Annotated in this window: 14 protein-coding genes and 4 tRNA genes; 12 read left to right on the plus strand and 6 right to left on the minus strand. The window is 59.4% G+C overall.

What is annotated here, in order from left to right; translation table 11 throughout:
• The first annotated feature begins 67 nt into the window (after nt 1–67).
• Complete coding sequence (locus AABC73_RS07940) at nt 68–1,780, plus strand: DEAD/DEAH box helicase (RefSeq protein WP_170826309.1); 1,713 nt, start codon at nt 68–70, stop codon at nt 1,778–1,780.
• Nucleotides 1,781–2,132: 352 nt separating this feature from the next.
• On the opposite strand, the gene AABC73_RS07945 is transcribed toward AABC73_RS07940, so the two are convergent.
• Nucleotides 2,133–2,900: a class III extradiol ring-cleavage dioxygenase gene (locus tag AABC73_RS07945; protein ID WP_341523125.1), complete on the minus strand. Its 768-nt coding sequence runs from the start codon at nt 2,898–2,900 to the stop codon at nt 2,133–2,135.
• A gap of 101 nt (nt 2,901–3,001) precedes the next feature.
• Between AABC73_RS07945 and AABC73_RS07950 the strand changes: the two genes are divergently transcribed.
• The gene (locus AABC73_RS07950; RefSeq protein WP_341523126.1) at nt 3,002–3,658 is read left to right on the plus strand and encodes a thiopurine S-methyltransferase; all 657 of its coding nucleotides are present in this window, start codon (nt 3,002–3,004) and stop codon (nt 3,656–3,658) included.
• A 65-nt stretch (nt 3,659–3,723) separates the two neighbouring features.
• Here AABC73_RS07950 and htpX read toward each other — a convergent pair whose 3' ends face one another.
• Both htpX and AABC73_RS07960 read right to left on the minus strand, forming a co-directional pair.
• Nucleotides 3,724–4,611, minus strand: a complete 888-nt coding sequence (htpX, locus tag AABC73_RS07955; protein WP_341523127.1) for a protease HtpX — start codon at nt 4,609–4,611, stop codon at nt 3,724–3,726.
• Nucleotides 4,612–4,884: 273 nt separating this feature from the next.
• Nucleotides 4,885–6,096, minus strand: coding sequence for a pyridoxal phosphate-dependent aminotransferase (locus AABC73_RS07960; protein WP_020290614.1), 1,212 nt, complete (start codon nt 6,094–6,096; stop codon nt 4,885–4,887).
• A gap of 194 nt (nt 6,097–6,290) precedes the next feature.
• Between AABC73_RS07960 and msrB the strand changes: the two genes are divergently transcribed.
• A complete protein-coding gene (gene msrB, locus AABC73_RS07965) occupies nt 6,291–6,686 on the plus strand; it encodes a peptide-methionine (R)-S-oxide reductase MsrB (protein ID WP_341523128.1) in 396 nt (131 codons plus the stop codon).
• Between the two features lie 109 nt (nt 6,687–6,795).
• Nucleotides 6,796–7,281, plus strand: coding sequence for a glutathione peroxidase (locus AABC73_RS07970; protein WP_341523129.1), 486 nt, complete (start codon nt 6,796–6,798; stop codon nt 7,279–7,281).
• A gap of 1 nt (nt 7,282) precedes the next feature.
• Here AABC73_RS07970 and AABC73_RS07975 read toward each other — a convergent pair whose 3' ends face one another.
• Nucleotides 7,283–9,637: a response regulator gene (locus tag AABC73_RS07975; RefSeq protein ID WP_341524191.1), complete on the minus strand. Its 2,355-nt coding sequence runs from the start codon at nt 9,635–9,637 to the stop codon at nt 7,283–7,285.
• An 85-nt stretch (nt 9,638–9,722) separates the two neighbouring features.
• On the opposite strand from AABC73_RS07975, the gene AABC73_RS07980 reads away from it, so the two are divergent.
• Together AABC73_RS07980 and AABC73_RS07985 are read left to right on the plus strand one after the other, a co-directional pair.
• Nucleotides 9,723–10,613: an ATP-binding protein gene (locus AABC73_RS07980; RefSeq protein ID WP_341523130.1), complete on the plus strand. Its 891-nt coding sequence runs from the start codon at nt 9,723–9,725 to the stop codon at nt 10,611–10,613.
• A complete protein-coding gene (locus AABC73_RS07985) occupies nt 10,610–11,092 on the plus strand; it encodes a GAF domain-containing protein (RefSeq protein WP_341523131.1) in 483 nt (160 codons plus the stop codon). Before AABC73_RS07980 ends, AABC73_RS07985 begins: the two co-directional genes overlap by 4 nt.
• A gap of 89 nt (nt 11,093–11,181) precedes the next feature.
• Here AABC73_RS07985 and AABC73_RS07990 read toward each other — a convergent pair whose 3' ends face one another.
• On the minus strand, nt 11,182–11,940 hold the full coding sequence (locus AABC73_RS07990) for a hypothetical protein (protein ID WP_341523132.1): 759 nt from the start codon (nt 11,938–11,940) through the stop codon (nt 11,182–11,184).
• A 285-nt stretch (nt 11,941–12,225) separates the two neighbouring features.
• Here AABC73_RS07990 and AABC73_RS07995 point away from each other — a divergent pair.
• From AABC73_RS07995 to AABC73_RS08010, 4 genes are all read left to right on the plus strand, one after another.
• A tRNA-Glu gene (locus tag AABC73_RS07995) sits at nt 12,226–12,301 on the plus strand.
• Between the two features lie 2 nt (nt 12,302–12,303).
• Nucleotides 12,304–12,379: transfer RNA gene (locus AABC73_RS08000), tRNA-Gly, on the plus strand.
• A 104-nt stretch (nt 12,380–12,483) separates the two neighbouring features.
• Nucleotides 12,484–12,559 (plus strand) — tRNA-Glu (locus tag AABC73_RS08005).
• 2 nt (nt 12,560–12,561) lie between these two features.
• Nucleotides 12,562–12,637: transfer RNA gene (locus AABC73_RS08010), tRNA-Gly, on the plus strand.
• Between the two features lie 211 nt (nt 12,638–12,848).
• Here AABC73_RS08010 and yegQ read toward each other — a convergent pair.
• Complete coding sequence (gene yegQ / locus AABC73_RS08015) at nt 12,849–14,180, minus strand: tRNA 5-hydroxyuridine modification protein YegQ (protein ID WP_341523133.1); 1,332 nt, start codon at nt 14,178–14,180, stop codon at nt 12,849–12,851.
• A 530-nt stretch (nt 14,181–14,710) separates the two neighbouring features.
• Between yegQ and nirB the strand changes: the two genes are divergently transcribed.
• Both nirB and nirD read left to right on the plus strand, forming a co-directional pair.
• The gene (gene nirB / locus AABC73_RS08020) at nt 14,711–17,275 is read left to right on the plus strand and encodes a nitrite reductase large subunit NirB (protein ID WP_341523134.1); all 2,565 of its coding nucleotides are present in this window, start codon (nt 14,711–14,713) and stop codon (nt 17,273–17,275) included.
• The gene (nirD, locus tag AABC73_RS08025; protein WP_341523135.1) at nt 17,272–17,622 is read left to right on the plus strand and encodes a nitrite reductase small subunit NirD; all 351 of its coding nucleotides are present in this window, start codon (nt 17,272–17,274) and stop codon (nt 17,620–17,622) included. The genes nirB and nirD overlap by 4 nt, the downstream gene beginning before the upstream one ends.
• The last annotated feature ends 31 nt before the right edge of the window (nt 17,623–17,653 follow it).

Below are 17,653 nucleotides of genomic sequence, written 5' to 3' on the forward strand. Positions count from 1 at the left end.
CAAATCCCCGCCGACAAAGCAGCCAGGGTGACTTTAGGGTCGTACACGGCACGCGCAGCTTTGGAGCATGGGTCTTTGCGGATGCACTAGAGGCAGACCCATGACCCAGGAATTCGGCGGCTTCGCCGCTTTTGAACTTCATCCAAACATTCTTGCAGCCGTCATCGCGACTGGCTATGAAGAGCCTTCGGCTATTCAGCAGCAATCGATCCCTATCATCATGGCCGGTCACGACATGATCGGTCAGGCGCAAACCGGTACAGGTAAAACTGCCGCGTTCGCACTGCCTATCCTGCATCGCATCGATCCAGCCAAGCGCGAACCACAAGCGCTGATCCTGGCTCCGACCCGCGAGCTGGCCCTGCAAGTCGCCACCGCTTTCGAAACCTACGCCAAGCAAATGCCGGGCGTAACGGTTGTGGCTGTCTACGGCGGCGCGCCGATGGGTCCACAACTTAAAGCAATCCGTAACGGCGCACAGATCGTCGTCGCTACTCCGGGTCGCCTGTGTGATCACCTTCGCCGTGACGAAAAAGTCCTGGCGACCGTGAACCACCTGGTTCTCGACGAAGCGGACGAAATGCTCAAGCTGGGCTTCATGGACGACCTGGAAGTCATCTTCAAGGCCATGCCAGCTACCCGTCAGACCGTTTTGTTCTCGGCTACCCTGCCGCAGTCGATCCGTGCCATCGCCGAGCGCCATCTGCGCGATCCGAAGCACGTGAAGATCCAGACCAAGACCCAGACTGTTACCGCGATCGAACAGGCTCACCTGTTGGTTCACGCTGACCAGAAGACCTCGGCTGTATTGAGCCTGCTTGAAGTCGAAGACTTCGATGCCCTGATCATGTTCGTGCGCACCAAGCAAGCGACCCTGGACCTGGCAAGCGCCCTTGAAGCCAAAGGCTACAAGGCTGCTGCACTGAACGGCGACATCGCCCAGAACCAGCGTGAGCGCGTTATCGAATCCCTCAAGGATGGCCGTCTGGACATCGTTGTAGCGACCGACGTTGCTGCCCGTGGTCTCGACGTTCCGCGTATCACCCACGTATTCAACGTGGACATGCCTTACGATCCAGAGTCCTACGTTCACCGTATCGGCCGTACTGGCCGTGCCGGTCGCGAAGGTCGTGCATTGTTGCTGGTGACTCCGCGTGAGCGCCGCATGCTGCAAGTGATCGAGCGTGTAACCGGTCAGAAAGTTGCTGAAGTACGCCTTCCGGATGCCCAGGCCGTTCTCGATGCTCGCATCAAGAAATTGACCAACAGCCTGGCGCCACTGGTTGCTGACGCTGAATCGACCCACGGCGAATTGCTTGACCGCCTGACCGCCGATATCGGTTGCAGCCCGCGTGCTCTGGCCGCAGCCCTGCTGCGCAAGGCTACCAACGGTCAGGCTTTGACCCTGGCTGCCATCGAACGCGACCGTCCACTGGTGCCGAACAGCGCACCGCGTGAGCGTAGCGATCGTTCGACTTCGGGTGATCGTCCTGAGCGTAGTGGTGATCGTGAGCGTCGCGCTCCGGTTCCATTGGCCGAAGGCCGTGCTCGTTGCCGTACCGCGCTGGGTGCGCGTGATGGTATCGCTGCGAAAAACCTGTTGGGTGCAATCCTCAACGAAGGCGGCCTGGCCCGCGAAGCTATCGGTCGTATCCAGGTGCGTGACAGCTTCAGCCTGGTTGAGCTGCCGGAAGATGGCCTTGAGCGTCTGCTGACCAAACTCAAGGACACCCGCGTTGCAGGCAAGCAGTTGAAGCTGCGTCGCTATCGCGAAGACTGATCTGCTCTTGAGCTGATCGTCTGAACAAAAAAATCCCCGACTGGTTCGGGGATTTTTTTGTCTGGGATTTAGGCTTTGGTTTCGGGAAGGGTCCGATACATCTGACATAGATTCAGCGTCTAAAATAGTGCTTCGCAGCGTTTGCACTGGCGTCTTCGGGGACAAGTCCCCTCTTACCGGGTTGTGTTGATTCGGTAGGACCGGACTTGTCCGGGAAGGCGTCGGTCTGCCGAGAAAGATTTTCAGCGTTTGCACCGGCCTCTTCGGGGACAAGTTGGGTGGGAGCGAGCTTGCTCGCGAATAGGCACGACGCCTCGTCAACAAGTTGGCTCCTAGAGCGCGCGGTGGCTACTCACCCAAACCTGTAAATATCCATCCCCAACGCCCCCATCGTAAAACCCTGATGCGCCACGCTGAATTCACCGCCCGCGCCCCGCGCGAAGTACAGCGGCAGCAAGTGCTCATCGCTCGGATGACTGCGCACAGCATGCGGCGCCAGCGTGCGGTAGTCGTGCAGTGCGGCTTCGTTGTTGCTGGCCAGCTTGTCGATCATCCAGTCACGAAACTCCTTCGCCCAGGGTTCGACGCTTTCCGGGCCGGCATGCCAGTCCAGTTCGCGCAGATTGTGGGTGATGCTGCCGGAGCCTATGACCAATATGCCTTCATCGCGCAGGCTGGCCAACGCTCGGCCGACTTTGGTCTGCAGCGCCGGTCCCTGGCGGCTGGGCAGGGAAACCTGCACCACGGGAATGTCGGCCTGCGGATACATCAGGGACAGCGGCACCCAGACACCATGGTCGAACGGGCGTTTGCTGTCGATGCGTGCAGGAAGGCCGGCGGCACCGAGCAGGGCGGCGACTTGCAGGCTAAGCTCGGGAAGGCCGGGCGCGGGGTATTGCACGGCGAACAACGCGGCCGGGAAGCCGCCGAAGTCATGCCAGGTTTCCGGTTGTGGGTTGCCATTGACCAGCAGATCCTGGCTTTCCCAGTGCGCCGAGACAATCACGATGGCCCGTGGCTTTGGCATCCCGGCGGCCAGCCGAACAAGGGCCGGACCGCTGTCGCCGGGTTCCAGCGCGAGCATGGGCGAGCCGTGTGAGATAAATAAGCTGGGGAACATGTCGAGAGCCCTGAGCGATAAGATGCCTCATCTTCAAGCAGACATTGATCTAAATCTAATATAAGTTTTAGCGCGCTTTGATCGAATTTTCGGGAGGTTTCATGCAGGCTGACTTTTGGCATCAACGTTGGGCCAGTGATCAGATCGGCTTCCACCAGCAACAGACCAATCCATACCTTGAGCGCTTCTGGCCGCTATTGTCGGTGGCGCAGGGCGCAGGTGTCCTGGTGCCGCTTTGCGGTAAAAGCCTGGACCTTGGCTGGTTGGCGCAGCAAGGCTACAGCGTCAAAGGCATCGAGTTGTCGGAAAAGGCCATCGCAGATTTTTTCAGTGAACATCAATTGCAGCCCACGATTCGTCAGCAAGGAGCGTTCAAGGTCTACAGCGCTGGACCGGTGGAGTTGTGGTGCGGCGATTTTTTCGCACTGACGGCCGCCGATGTGGCGGATTGTCAGGCGCTCTACGATCGCGCGGCCTTGATCGCGTTGCCGCCCGCCATGCGAGAGCAATATGTCCAGCATCTCGGCGAGATATTGTCCGGGAGCTGCAAGGGGCTGCTGATTACCCTGGATTATGAGCAGTCGGAAGTCGAAGGCCCGCCGTTCTCGGTACCTGATGAAGAGGTGCAACGTCTGTTTGCGTCCGGCTGGCAGCTGGAAACCTTGCAGACCTGCGATGTGCTGGGGGAAAGCTGGAAGTTCGTTCAGCGCGGCGGTAGCCGGCTTGACGAGCGGGTTTATCGCCTGGCGCGGCGCTGACTCACCGCCAACCCACAAAAAAGGGCGACTCGCGTCGCCCTTCATTCAAGCTGTAACAGGTTCTATCAACCGCGACGACGCAGCGCCTCGATACGTTCTTCCAGCGGCGGGTGGCTCATGAACAAGCCAGCCAGGCCGTGTTTGAGGCCGCCATTGATACCGAAGGCCGTCAGGCTGTCCGGCATCTGCACCGGCACGCCCTGTTCGGAACGCAGACGCTGCAGGGCGCCGATCATGGCCGCAGTGCCCGCCAGACGTGCACCGGCTTCGTCAGCGCGGTATTCTCGTTTGCGCGAGAACCACATGACGATGGCGCTGGCGAGAAAACCCAGGACGATCTCGGCAAAGATCGTGGTCACGTAATACGCGATGCCCTGGCCGTTCTCGGTCTTGAAGATCACCTTGTCGACGAAGTTGCCGATGATGCGGGCGAAGAACATCACAAAGGTGTTCACCACGCCCTGCACCAGCGCCAGGGTAACCATGTCGCCGTTGGCAACGTGACCGATTTCGTGGGCCAGCACCGCTTTCACTTCATCGGGCGAAAAGCGTTCCAGCAAACCCTGGCTGACCGCAACCAGTGCGTCGTTCTTGTTCCAGCCCGTGGCGAAAGCGTTGGCTTCGTAGGCTGGGAAGATCCCGACTTCTGGCATTTTGATGCCAGCGTCGCGGGACAGTTGTTCGACGGTCTGCACCAGCCATTGCTCATGCCGGGTGCGTGGCTGGGTAATGATCTGGGTGCCAGTGCTCATCTTCGCCATCCACTTGGAGATGAACAGCGAGAACAACGAGCCGGCGAAACCAAATACAGCGCAGAAAACCAGCAGCTGACTGAGGTTCAGATCAACCCCATTGGCCGCCATGAACCCGTTGAAGCCAAACAGGCTCAGGGTGATGCTGGCTATCAGCACGACCGCCAGGTTAGTGGCCAAAAACAGCAAAATGCGCATCATGGTCTGGAAGTTCTCCTCGTGAAGAATATGTAACACGTTGCGGGGTATATAAGGTGATGCTTACGGCTATTCAACCCGGGGACTATTTCAAACTGTGTCGTTTTGTCGGGTTGCGTCGTAATTGCGTCAAGTCGCAAGGCTCCCGACCCAGAGCGGCGGGCACGGCAAGCTCATCGGCGAGCGGGGATTTAATTTCATGGTAGCTGCTGACAGGTTGCCCGCCCGCCGTATTGCGGCCGGTCGGGCGCGCAATAACGGGGGCGGCAGGCGCGGTTACTGGCGATAGGTCTTGAGGAAGTTACCGATACGCCCGATAGCCATGTCCAGTTCGTCGACGCGAGGCAGGGTTACCACACGGAAGTGATCCGGCCACGGCCAGTTGAACGCGGTGCCCTGGACCACCAGCAGTTTTTCCGACAGCAGGAGGTCCAGGACGAACTTCTCGTCGTTGTGGATCGGGCAGATTTTCGGGTCGATGCGTGGGAACGCATACAGCGCGCCCATTGGCTTGACGCAGCTGACGCCGGGAATGTCGTTGAGCAGTTCCCAGGTGCGGTTGCGCTGTTCCAGCAGGCGACCGGGCGGAAGTATCAGGTCATTGATGCTCTGGTAACCGCCAAGGGCCGTTTGAATGGCGTGCTGGCTCGGCACGTTGGCACACAGGCGCATGTTGGCCAGGATGTCGATGCCTTCGATGTAGCTCTGCGCGTTGTGCTTGGGACCGGAAATGGCGACCCAGCCGGAGCGGAAGCCGGCAACGCGATAGGATTTGGACAGACCGTTGAAGGTCAGGCACAGCAGGTCCGGGGCCAGGGACGCGGTGCAGATATGTACGGCGTCGTCGTAGAGGATCTTGTCGTAGATCTCGTCCGAGAACACCACCAGCTTGTGCTGGCGCGCCAGTTCCAGCATGCCCAGCAGGACTTCCTTGGAATACACCGCGCCAGTCGGGTTGTTCGGGTTGATGATCACCATGGCCTTGGTGTTCGGGGTGATCTTGGCCTTGATATCGGCCAGATCCGGCCACCAGTTGGCCTGCTCGTCGCACAGGTAATGCACCGGGTTGCCGCCCGCCAGGCTGACAGCCGCGGTCCACAACGGGTAATCGGGCGCCGGGATCAGCACTTCATCGCCGTTGTTGAGCAGAGCCTGCATCGACATCACGATCAACTCGGAGACGCCGTTGCCCAGGTAGATGTCCTCGATGCCGACGCCTTCGACCTGCTTCTGCTGGTAGTACTGCATCACCGCCTTGCGGGCGCTGAACAGGCCTTTGGAATCGCTGTAGCCTTGCGCGGTCGGCAGGTTGCGGATGACGTCCTGCAGGATTTCCTCCGGCGCTTCGAAACCAAATGGCGCAGGGTTGCCGATGTTCAGCTTGAGGATGCGATGGCCTTCCTCTTCCAGGCGTTTGGCGTGCTTGAGCACTGGCCCGCGAATGTCATAACAGACGTTGGCGAGCTTGTTCGATTTGCTGACCTGCATGGTGATTGTTCCCGAAAATGGACGAGCCGCGACTAGGTGATCACGTGGTTCGCCGGGTGTGACGCCGTGAAAAATGGGTTTGTATGCTTGAAACGCGGGTGACAGACTGGCGTCTAACGAAGGCGCAATCATACGTGCCACCTGATCTGTGGAGAAGATACAGATCAGGCTTTTTCAGTTGCGGAGGTGTACCCGTGGAAAAGTTGGACAAAACCCTCGAAGAGTGGCGAGCGATGCTCGATCCCGAGCAGTACAACGTTTGTCGCCTCAAAGCCACCGAACGGCCGTTTTCCGGCAAGTACAACAGCACCAAGACCGCAGGCGTCTACCATTGTGTGTGCTGTAACGAGCCGTTGTTCGATTCCGAGACCAAGTTCGATTCCGGCTGCGGCTGGCCGAGCTTCTACGCGCCTATCGAAGGCAGTGCAGTGGTTGAAGTGCGGGATGTCAGCCACGGCATGATTCGCACCGAAGTGGTCTGCTTCAAATGCGATGCGCACCTGGGGCATGTGTTTCCGGACGGCCCGCCGCCAACCGGGCTGCGTTACTGCATCAACTCGGTCTGCCTGGATCTGGTCCCGCGCGACTGATTGCCTGGCTGCACTGCCTTATAGGCGCTCATCACGACCGAGAATTGAAGTGCGCGCCAATCAGTTGCGCGCTAACTTCAATCCCTGTTTCTATTCTGGAGCCACCGTCATGAGCGAAAACCTGCTGAGCATCCCCTGCACGACGATCAAGGGCGAGCAGAAAACGCTTGCCGATTTCGCCGGCAAAGCAGTGCTGGTGGTCAATACGGCCAGTAAATGCGGCTTTACTCCGCAGTACAAAGGGCTGGAAAAAATTTGGCAGGATTACAAGGATCAGGGCCTGGTGGTGCTGGGCTTTCCGTGTAATCAGTTTGGCAAGCAGGAGCCGGGTAACGAATCAGCCATCAGTGATTTCTGCGAGCTGAATTTCGGCGTCACGTTCCCGCTGTTCAAGAAGATCGACGTGAATGGCAGCGACGCTCATCCATTGTTCGTCCAGCTCAAGAGGCAGGCACCAGGATTGCTGGGTTCCGAGCGTATCAAATGGAATTTCACCAAATTCCTGATCGGCAAGGACGGCAAGCTGGTCAAACGCTTTGCTCCGCTGACCAAGCCTGAAGATCTGACGGGCGAAATCGAAGCGCTGCTCAAGTAGCTCATCCGGTGTTATTGGCCGGTATCCATTGATCAAGCAGGCTGATCAGCTCGGCGCGGCGGAACGGCTTGGCCAGGTAATCACTCATGCCGGCAGCCCGGCAGCGCTCGCGCTCTTCGGGCATGGCGTTGGCCGTGAGGGCGATGATCGGCAGTTGCGGCCAGCGTCCGCTGCGGCGGATCTGGCGGCTCGCTTCGTAGCCGTCCATGACCGGCATGTTGCAGTCCATCAGCACTAGATCGAACGTGTGCAGTTCCAGTTGTTGCAGCGCTTCCGCGCCGTGGCTGCTGACGATGACCTCGCACCCCAGCTTGCTCAACATACCCTTGGCCACGAGCTGGTTGACCGGGTTGTCCTCCACCAACAGGATTCTCGCCGAGTGGCTGCCGCTCAAATCGATGGCCTGCAATAGATCGTCAGTTACCGAGTCGCCGTGCTGCATGACCCGGCGCAGCGTCTGATACAGCGCGTTGCGGGCCAGCGGGCGGGCCTGTTGCTGCAAGGGTGCCAGGGCGCTGACCTGTTCGCTGGGCATGAAGTTGCCGTAGGCGGTGACCAGTAGAATAGGGATGTGCGTCGCCGGCCGCAGGCCGAACAGGCATTCCGGGCAGTCAGTGATCAGCAGCGCAGGCGCGGCATCCAAACCTGCGCAGATAATCTTGTCGTCGATTCCCCAGCGTTGGTATTCGATGCCCCAGGCGGGGAGCAGGTTAGCCAGCAACTCCACCAGTCCGCTTCCCGCGGCACTGATCACCACGACGCGGCCACGCAGCGCCGGCGGGGTGATGGCTGCCAGATGAATGGGCAGCGGCAGGTCGGCACAGAACTGGCTGCCCAGGCCTGACTGCGAATGAATGCTCAAATGGCCGGACATGGCTTCGCAGAGATTATGCGTCAGCGCCAGGCCCAGGCCGGTGCCGCCGAACTGCCGGGTAATGGCGGCTTCGGCCTGGGTGAAGGGCTGGAATATTCTGGCCTGGGCCTCTTGGGCGATGCCGATTCCGGTGTCGCAGACTTCGATGCGCACCCGGTTTTCTCGGGTGTCCGCATCCTGGTAAGTGCTCAGGCGCACGTCTACCCGCCCGAATCGGGTGAATTTCAGAGCGTTGGAGAGCAAGTTGCTGACGATCTGCCGAACCCGGGTCGGATCGCCCATGACCATGGCCGGAAAATTCGGATCAATCAGGCAGGTCAGCTCGACACTGGGCGCGGCGTTTTGCGAAAGCAGGTTGGCGGTATCCTCGACCAGTACGCCCAGATCGAACGGGATGCGTTCCATCTCCAGGTGCCCGGCATTGAATTTGGACATGTCGAGGATGTCGTTGAGCAACTCGACCAGCACTTTGCCCGAGTCATGGGCGATGGACAGCTGTTGGCGCTGCTCGGCATTCAGCGGGCTGTCCAGCGACAGGGCGAGCATGCCGAGCAATCCGTTGAGCGGGGTGCGGATTTCGTGGCTCATGTTGGCCAGAAATGCCGAACGCGCATGGGCCATATCCAGGGCGGTGCTGCGGGCGATCTGCAATTCTTCGTTGGACTGACTCAGCCGTGCGTTACTGGCCTTGAGCTCGATAGTGCGCGCCGAAACGATGTCTTCCAGTTCATTCAGGTGCGCGGTGAGCCGGTCTTCGGCATCGCGGCGGCGGGCGAATTCATTGGCGACGTTTTCAAATTGCCGGTTGGCGGCCCGCACCAGCACGCCGATCTCGTCGTTTTCATGTTTGGGCGGGCAGAGCACTTTGTTCGGCGTCGGGCTGTTGGGCTCGCGATTGGTCAGCGAGCCAATCACCCGTATCAGCGGCTTGGTCAGCGTCATGTAGAACAGCAGCATCATGATGCCGGCCAGGGCGAGGCTGCGGACGAACCCGGTAATCAGGGTGATTTCGGCGCGCTGCAGGAAGTGACTGCCGAACGCGAAGGTGTCCACATTCAGGCGCAGGGTGCCGATGGGTTCGTTTGGCAGATGGGCCAGCGTCAACGCATCTTCGAACTGGCGGCTCTCGCCAAACAGAAAATCGCTGACCATGCGATAGGGGCTTTGGGCAAAAGGCCGCTCGACGCTGGACAGCACCATATTGTTGTTGTCGGTCAGCCTGGCGCTGACCACCGCAGGGGATCGCAGCAGGCCCAGGGTCAGTTCCTGAGCCAGTTCGGCGTCAATGTTGTAGGCAATGCGCGAAGCGGGGTTGTGACTGATTTCCAGCAACGAGCGAATTTCACGATCGATGGATGCATCTTCGCTGGCATAATCGAGGGTAATTTGTAACAGGCTCAGCAACGTCCCCAGAATGAAGCCGACCAGGACGGTGAGTCGGGCCTGCTTGTACGAGAGCCGGTTAGTAAACGCTATATCCATAGGGGGCACTGCCACATCTCGTGTCCATCGCGGGGCAAGCATAGCCGATCAGCCCTTGGCTTTATCAACAATCTAAGGAGATAACGTGGATTCTCGTTTGAATGCTTTTCTTGAGCGCGCCGACGCCGTTCTTGCACGCCTTGAGCCATTGTTGCCAGCACCTCGGGAGGCCGTTGACTGGAACAGGTCGCTGGCGGCGCGCTGGGTTCGGGAAGGGCGCAGTGGCTATCTGATGCCGTTGGAAGTCAGCCTCGACATGCGCCTGTCGGACCTGATAGGGGTTGACCTGCAACGCGAGCAACTGGGGCGCAACACCCGGCAGTTCATCGACGGCCTGCCCGCCAACCATGCGCTGCTCTGGGGTTCGCGCGGCACCGGCAAATCGTCGCTGATTCGTGCGCTGCTCGCCGAGTACGCCCAAGCCGGTCTGCGCCTGATCGAGATCGAGCGCGATCATCTCGGGGATTTGCCGCGTGTTGTCGAGCAGTTGCAAAAGCTGCCCCAGCGTTTCGTGCTGTTCTGCGATGACTTGTCCTTCGAGGCGGGTGAAAGCGATTACCGCGTGCTCAAGAGTGTGCTCGACGGCTCGCTGGAGCAGGCGCCGGACAACGTGCTGCTGTACGCCACGTCCAACCGCCGCCATCTGGTGCCGGAAAAAGAAAGCGACAACGCCAACTGGAAACATGTCGACGGCGAACTGCACCCCAGTGAAGCGGTGGAAGACAAGATCGCCTTGTCTGACCGCTTCGGCCTGTGGCTGTCGTTCTACCCGTTCACCCAGGAGCATTACCTGAATGTCGTCGAGCACTGGATCACCCAGCTGGCACAGGCTGCGAGCCTGAGCTGGCAGCGTGATGCGGAGCTGGACAAGCTGGCGATCCGCTGGGCAACCGGGCGCGGCAATCGCAATGGCCGTTGTGCCTATCAGTTCGCACGGTATTGGGTCGGCCTCAAACTGCTGGAGCAGCAACCATGATCGATCTACAAAACGCCGGCAGCGGCCTTGATGGCTATCGTCTGCTGGCCGCGCAGCTGGAATCACTGCTGGCCGACGAGCGCGACTTTATCGCCAACGCGGCGCAGTTTTCTGCGTTTCTTTATAGCCAGCTGGACGATTTGAACTGGGCGGGCTTTTACCTGAACCGTGACGAAGAGCTGGTGCTTGGCCCGTTCCAGGGGCAAATCGCCTGTGTGCGAATTCCGTTCGGGCGCGGCGTATGCGGCGCGGCGGCCCAGAGTCGGGAAACCCAGCGCGTGCAGGACGTGCACGAGTTTCCTGGGCACATCGCCTGCGACAGCGCCTCGAACAGTGAGTTGGTGGTGCCATTGATCAAGGAAGGGCGCCTGATTGGCGTTCTGGATCTGGACAGTCCGAGTGTCGGTCGTTTCTCGGAGCAGGATCAGCAAGGTATCGAGGCGTTGGCGCGGATATTTCTGATTGCTACTGACTGCTGATTTGGCTTTCATTATTCCGTAGGACCGGCTTTAGCCGGGAGGGCGTTCTCCCGGGTAAAGCCGGTCCTACGAAATCTTGCTGTCTTCTATCAGTCGTAGATAACCTTTTTCTTCCATTCCGATTCGACTTCGTCGGCTTTCAGGCCTTCGGTCAGGGCATTGTCGTCATCTTCGGTCGGCGCAATGTTGGTCAGGACCATGGAGTTGGCGCGAGCCAGTTGTTTTTCCATGGCCACCAGCGCGTTTTGATAGGTGACCGGATCGGGTTGGTTGCGCAGATACTGCACGCCGCGTTCGAACGCCAGGCGTGCCTGACCCGGTTGTTCCTGCGACAGAGCTGCCTGGCCAAGGTTATTGAAGAATTCAATGTGCAGCATGACCAGAATGTTGCGGATTTCGCGAATCCAGTGCTTGGCTTCGCTGGTCTGCAGGAAACCGTCATGTGCGGCGCGCGTGACCTGACCGTGCAGTGCTTCCAATAGAAAGCGCACGTCCTTGGCCTTGGCTTCGGTCTGGATCGGGCTTACCGGGTTGGTGACGACGATTGCTTCGCCCTGGGCAACCAATGCGTTGAGTTCGCCGATCCGGGTCTTGACCTGGTCGTTGCCTTTATCCAGCGCCTGCATGCGCTGCAGGACGTTGAGTTCCAGGCGTGTCATTAATAGCTTCAACGCCGGGGAGACCAGCTGACCTGGAAAAGTCTCTGATATCTCAGAGCAGCGACGCAGTCGATCACTCAACTCAACTTTCGCCCGGGCTTTGTCCAGCTTGGCGTTCTCGGCCACGTGGTTCAGGTAGCCAATCGCGATCAGGAGTGCGATGCCAGCTACTACCATCAGTGTAATCATGAGTGGTGTCACCGCGCGAACCTCTATTTCTTCAAGTAATTTGGGCCGAGTGTAGTGGCTAAGCACTATTGCGCATAGATGTACTGGTCGGACTTTATTTATTCATGGCGTCATTGCGATGGCGCGTTCCCAGGCGCGACATCTTCTAAAAGAACGGCGAAGTCATTGATTTAGATAAATTTTCAGAATGGGGTTGACGACTTATCAATCCATCCATAGAATGCGCGCCACTTACAGCGTAAAGCACACAGCGAAACGCAAATAAGTAGTGAATGTTGTACGTGTGTCCCCTTCGTCTAGTGGCCTAGGACACCGCCCTTTCACGGCGGTAACAGGGGTTCGAGTCCCCTAGGGGACGCCATTGCGGGAATAGCTCAGTTGGTAGAGCACGACCTTGCCAAGGTCGGGGTCGCGAGTTCGAGTCTCGTTTCCCGCTCCATTTTTAAGCAGTCTGGCCTTCGGGCGAGATTGAGTGAAGCCAGATCCAAGTCTTCGGATGCGGATTTGGGCACTGAAATACACACCATGTGTTTCAGTTAGCGTGTCCCCTTCGTCTAGTGGCCTAGGACACCGCCCTTTCACGGCGGTAACAGGGGTTCGAGTCCCCTAGGGGACGCCATTGCGGGAATAGCTCAGTTGGTAGAGCACGACCTTGCCAAGGTCGGGGTCGCGAGTTCGAGTCTCGTTTCCCGCTCCATATTTACGAAAACGCCGCTCAATAGAGCGGCGTTTTTGTCTGTGCGTTTTTTGGATCCGCAGGACCGGCTTTAGCCGGGAGCGCGGAAGGTCGGACGCCGCAGCTGCTGCGATGTACCGGCCTCTCCGGGCTAAAGCCAGTCCTGCGGGATAGGCGCAAGTTCAAATGGCTGTGTGATGACGATCAAGACGGTATCCACGCCTGGCGCACTTCAGTCAAGCTCAAGGCTCACATCCCGCATCAACAACCCAAATCGCAAATCCACCGCTTCCGGGATCGGCAGGTAAACCGTATGCCCGTCCCCAGGCGCTACGCCGATCCCTTCGCCCTGGGTGTTCTGCAAATACTCCAGATCGAAGTGGAAGTTGCCACGCGGCGTCATCAGTTCCAGGTTGTCGTCCAGATTGAAGCGATTCTTGACCTTCACTTCGGCCAGCCCGTTACGCCGTTCGCCGGTGAGTTCGCCGACAAACTGCTGCCGCTCTGATACCGAACTGCCGTTCTGGTAGTTCTGATACTCGTCGTGCACATGCCGCCGCAGGAAACCTTCGGTGTAGCCGCGCTGGGCCAGGGACTCCAGATCCGTCATCAGGCTACGGTCGAACGCGCGACCGGCCACCGCGTCGTCGATGGCGCGGCGGTAAACCTGAGTGGTCCGCGCACAATAGAAGTGGGATTTGGTCCGGCCTTCGATTTTCAGCGAGTGCACGCCCATTTGCGTCAGACGCTCCACGTGCTGCACAGCGCGCAAATCTTTGGAATTCATGATGTAAGTGCCGTGCTCGTCTTCAAACGCCGGCATCAGTTCACCCGGTCGATTGGATTCCTGTAGCAGAAACACCTGATCGGTCGGCGCGCCATCGCCCAGGGTCGGTTGGGGCTGGAAGGTCTGCACGATGTCGCCGAGCTGATTTTCCGTCGCCTGCTCCGCCGAATACTTCCAGCGACAGGCATTGGTGCAGCTGCCCTGATTGGCGTCGCGCTTGTTGATGTAGCCCGACAGCAGGCAGCGCCCCGAGTAAGCCATGCACAACGCGCCGTGGACGAACACTTCAAGCTCCATGGCGGGCACGTGCTGGCGGATTTCGGCGATTTCCTCCAGGGACAGCTCTCGGGACAGAATGATCCGGCTCAAGCCTTGCTGCTGCCAGAACTCGACACTGGCCCAATTCACCGTGTTGGCCTGCACCGACAAGTGGATCGGCATCTGCGGGAAATGGCGGCGCACCAGCATGATCAGGCCGGGATCGGACATGATCAGTGCGTCCGGGCCCATGGCTATCACCGGCTCCAGGTCCTTGAGAAAGGTCTTGAGCTTGGCGTTGTGCGGCGCAATGTTGACCACCACGTAGAAACGCTTGCCCTGAGCCTGGGCTTCGCTGATGCCGATGGCCAGATTGGCGTGATCGAATTCGTTATTACGCACGCGCAAGCTGTAGCGCGGCTGACCGGCGTAGACCGCATCGGCGCCGTAGGCGAAGGCATAGCGCATGTTTTTCAGGGTGCCGGCGGGGGCGAGCAGTTCGGGAGTAGGCAGAGGCATGGGAAAGCTCGGTGGCAAAACCGCCGAGGATAATCAGCTTGCCCGCAGGCTTCATTGATCTGCGTCTATGCGGGTTGAGCATCGGCGCCAGCCACGCTGCAAATCCCCCGGCAAACGCACTTATATATAGCCGCACGCCATGGATATGCACCAAGCAGAGGCGAGTCGAGCCATGCGCGCGGTGACAGCCGAGGTTCTGTTCGTACTGGCGATAACCGGTGGAATCCTGGCCGAAGACTTTAAACCTGCACCTGCCAGCGGGTGCATCGAGCACGGCAGATTAATTCAGAATGCAAGCTGGCACACATTCTGCTTATCACTCATCAGGTCCACCGCATACGCAGTCGAGTGGACAGCCCCGTCGGTCAACGAAGATCGAGCAGCCAGCAGGCCGTGGGCAAGATGGGTGAATCGGGCACAGAGGCCGGATCGACACCACAAATGAACAGGCAAAGGCGCCTGGAACCGCAAGGTTTCAGGCGTTTTTTTTTGCTTTTTTATCCGTGATTGGCTTTGGCTGGGTGCTATCTATGAACTCCAATATTGCTCCTTTGGACTCGCTGCAAACCTTGATCGTGATCGGTAACGGCATGGTTGGACATCATTGTGTCGAACAGTTGATCGCCGGTGGCGCCCTGAACCACTACCAACTGCATGTCTTCGGTGAAGAGCAGATGCGCGCCTATGACCGGGTGCATCTGTCCGAGTATTTCTCTGGACGGGATGCCGAGTCCCTGGCGCTCTCCGATATCTCGCTGTATCAGACGCCGGGCGTCACCCTGCATCTTGGCACCCAAGTCCTGGAGATCGATCGCGACGGCCAGCAGGTGATCACGGCGACTGGCAGTGTCCATTACGACAAGCTGGTCCTGGCCACCGGTTCCTATCCGTTCGTGCCGCCGATTGAAGGCGCACACGGCGATTCGCGCTTGGTCTACCGCACCCTGGAAGATCTGGACGCCATCCGCGCTGCAGCCACCAACGCGATACGCGGTGTGGTGGTCGGCGGCGGTTTGTTGGGTCTGGAAGCTGCCAATGCACTGAAAAGCCTGGGTCTGGAAGCCCATGTCGTGGAATTTGCGCCGCGCCTGATGCCGGTGCAGCTCGACGAGCAGGGCGGTGTCGCCCTCAAGGACCGGATCGAGAAGCTCGGCGTCGGCGTGCATTTGTCTCGCGGCACCCAGTCGATCACCGCTGGCGAGGAATATCGCTACCGGATGAACTTCGGCAACGATGAATTCCTCGAAACCGACCTGATCGTGTTCTCTGCCGGCATTCGTGCCCAGGATGCGCTGGCTCGCCAGTCCGGCCTGGAGATTGGCCCGCGCGGTGGTGTGGTCATCGACAGCCAGTGCCAGAGCAGCGATCCGCACATCTACGCCATTGGCGAATGCGCGGCGTGGAATGGCAGCATCTTCGGTCTGGTGGCGCCCGGTTACCAAATGGCCCGTGGTGTCGCCCAACTGCTGTGCGGCACCGAAGGCGAGCCGTTCATGGGCGCCGACATGTCCACCAAACTCAAGCTGCTCGGCGTGGACGTCGGCTCCATCGGCGATGCCCACGGCCATACGCCCGGTTCGCGCAGCTATCAATTCATCGACCAGACCACCGCCAGCTATCGACGCCTGGTGGTGGATGCCAGCGGCAAGCACGTCATCGGTGCCGTGCTGGTGGGCGACAACAGTTATTACGACACTCTGCTGCAATACATGCAGAACAATATCGTCCTGCCGAAAGAGCCGGCCAGCCTGATTTTGCCTTCCTCCGCAGGCGCGCCAACCCTGGGCCCGGCAGCGCTGCCTGAAACCGCGACCATCTGTTCCTGTCACAACGTCACCAAGGGCGCGATCTGCTCGGCCATCGACGGCGGCTGTACCGATCTGGGCGTGCTCAAGTCGCAGTGCAAGGCGGGCACGGGTTGCGGTGGTTGCGCGGCCTTGGTCAAGACGGTGTTTGAGCATGAACTGATCGCCCGTGGCGTCAGTGTCGACAAAAGCCTGTGCGAACACTTCGCTTACACCCGTCAGGAGCTTTACGCGCTGGTACGGGTCGAGGGAGTGCTGACCTTCGAAGAACTGCTCGCCAAGCATGGCCACGGCCATACCGGCTGCGACATCTGCAAGCCTGCGGTGGGTTCGATTCTCGCCTCCTGCTGGAACCAGCCGATCATGGACGCTTCCCTGGTGCCGTTGCAGGACACCAACGATACGTTCATGGCCAACATGCAGAAAAACGGTACTTATTCGGTCGTGCCCCGTATTGCCGGTGGGGAAATCACCGCCGACAAGCTGATCGCCATCGGTGTGGTCGCCAAGAAATACGATCTGTACACCAAGATCACCGGCGGCCAGCGGATCGACCTGTTCGGCGCCCAGCTGCATGAGTTGCCAGACATCTGGTCCGAGCTGATCGCCGCCGGTTTTGAAACCGGGCATGCGTACGGCAAGTCCACCCGCACAGTGAAATCCTGTGTCGGCAGCACCTGGTGCCGTTACGGCGTTCAGGACAGCGTGAAAATGGCCCTGGCCATCGAGGATCGCTACAAAGGCCTGCGTTCGCCGCACAAACTCAAGTTTGCGGTTTCCGGCTGCACCCGTGAGTGCGCCGAGGCGCAGAGCAAGGATGTCGGCGTGATCGCCACCGAGAAGGGCTGGAACCTGTACATCTCCGGCAACGGCGGCATGCGTCCGCGTCATGCGGAACTGTTCGCCACCGACCTGGACGATGAAACCCTGATCCGCTACATCGACCGTTTCCTGATGTTTTACATCCGCACTGCCGACAAGTTGCAGCGCACCTCGGTCTGGCGTGAAAGCCTGGAAGGCGGTCTGGATTACCTCAAGGACGTGATCATCCACGACAGCCTCGGTCTGGGCGCCGAGCTGGAAGCGCAGATGCAACTGGTGGTCGACCGCTACGAGTGCGAATGGGCCAACACCCTCAACAGCCCGGAAAAACTCAAGCGCTTCCGTACCTTCGTCAACGATAAACGCGGCGATCCGGACATCCATTTCGTCAAGGAACGCGGCCAGCGCCGCCCGGCAACAGCCGCCGAACTCAACCTGATCCCTGTTACCGAGGAGGCACTCTCATGAGCCAGTCAAATACCCACGAATGGCGCCCGGTGTGCAACAAGCAAGACCTGGTGCGTAACTCCGGGGTGGTGGTATGGCTGGACGGCGAGCAAGTCGCGCTGTTCTACCTGCCGGACGCCGAGGGCAAAACCCTCTACGCCGTGGATAATTGCGACCCGCAATCGGGGGTCAATGTCATTGGTCGCGGGCTGATCGGCAACATCAAGGGCGAGCTGGTGATTGCTTCGCCACTGTATAAGCAGCATTTCCGCCTGCACGACGGTGGCTGCCTGGAATACCCGGAACAACGCTTGCGGGTCTGGCCGGTGCGCTTGAGTGGGCAGAATGTCGAGATCGCGGTGGGTTGATGCGCGGTTAGAGACCGTTTGAGCACACGGA

Origin of the sequence: Pseudomonas sp. G.S.17 (genome assembly GCF_038096165.1) — a bacterium.
Taxonomy (GTDB): domain Bacteria; phylum Pseudomonadota; class Gammaproteobacteria; order Pseudomonadales; family Pseudomonadaceae; genus Aquipseudomonas.

Coding starts and splice junctions, on each gene's coding strand:
- AABC73_RS07940 (WP_170826309.1), top strand. CDS start 68: ATGGGTCTTTGCGGATGCACTAGAGGCAGACCCATGACCCAGGAATTC.
- AABC73_RS07985 (WP_341523131.1), top strand. CDS start 10,610: ATGATCGATCTACAAAACGCCGGCAGCGGCCTTGATGGCTATCGTCTG.
- AABC73_RS07950 (WP_341523126.1), top strand. CDS start 3,002: ATGCAGGCTGACTTTTGGCATCAACGTTGGGCCAGTGATCAGATCGGC.
- nirD (WP_341523135.1), top strand. CDS start 17,272: ATGAGCCAGTCAAATACCCACGAATGGCGCCCGGTGTGCAACAAGCAA.
- AABC73_RS07975 (WP_341524191.1), bottom strand. CDS start 9,637: ATGGATATAGCGTTTACTAACCGGCTCTCGTACAAGCAGGCCCGACTC.
- AABC73_RS07970 (WP_341523129.1), top strand. CDS start 6,796: ATGAGCGAAAACCTGCTGAGCATCCCCTGCACGACGATCAAGGGCGAG.
- htpX (WP_341523127.1), bottom strand. CDS start 4,611: ATGATGCGCATTTTGCTGTTTTTGGCCACTAACCTGGCGGTCGTGCTG.
- AABC73_RS07945 (WP_341523125.1), bottom strand. CDS start 2,900: ATGTTCCCCAGCTTATTTATCTCACACGGCTCGCCCATGCTCGCGCTG.
- nirB (WP_341523134.1), top strand. CDS start 14,711: ATGAACTCCAATATTGCTCCTTTGGACTCGCTGCAAACCTTGATCGTG.
- yegQ (WP_341523133.1), bottom strand. CDS start 14,180: ATGCCTCTGCCTACTCCCGAACTGCTCGCCCCCGCCGGCACCCTGAAA.
- AABC73_RS07960 (WP_020290614.1), bottom strand. CDS start 6,096: ATGCAGGTCAGCAAATCGAACAAGCTCGCCAACGTCTGTTATGACATT.
- AABC73_RS07990 (WP_341523132.1), bottom strand. CDS start 11,940: ATGATTACACTGATGGTAGTAGCTGGCATCGCACTCCTGATCGCGATT.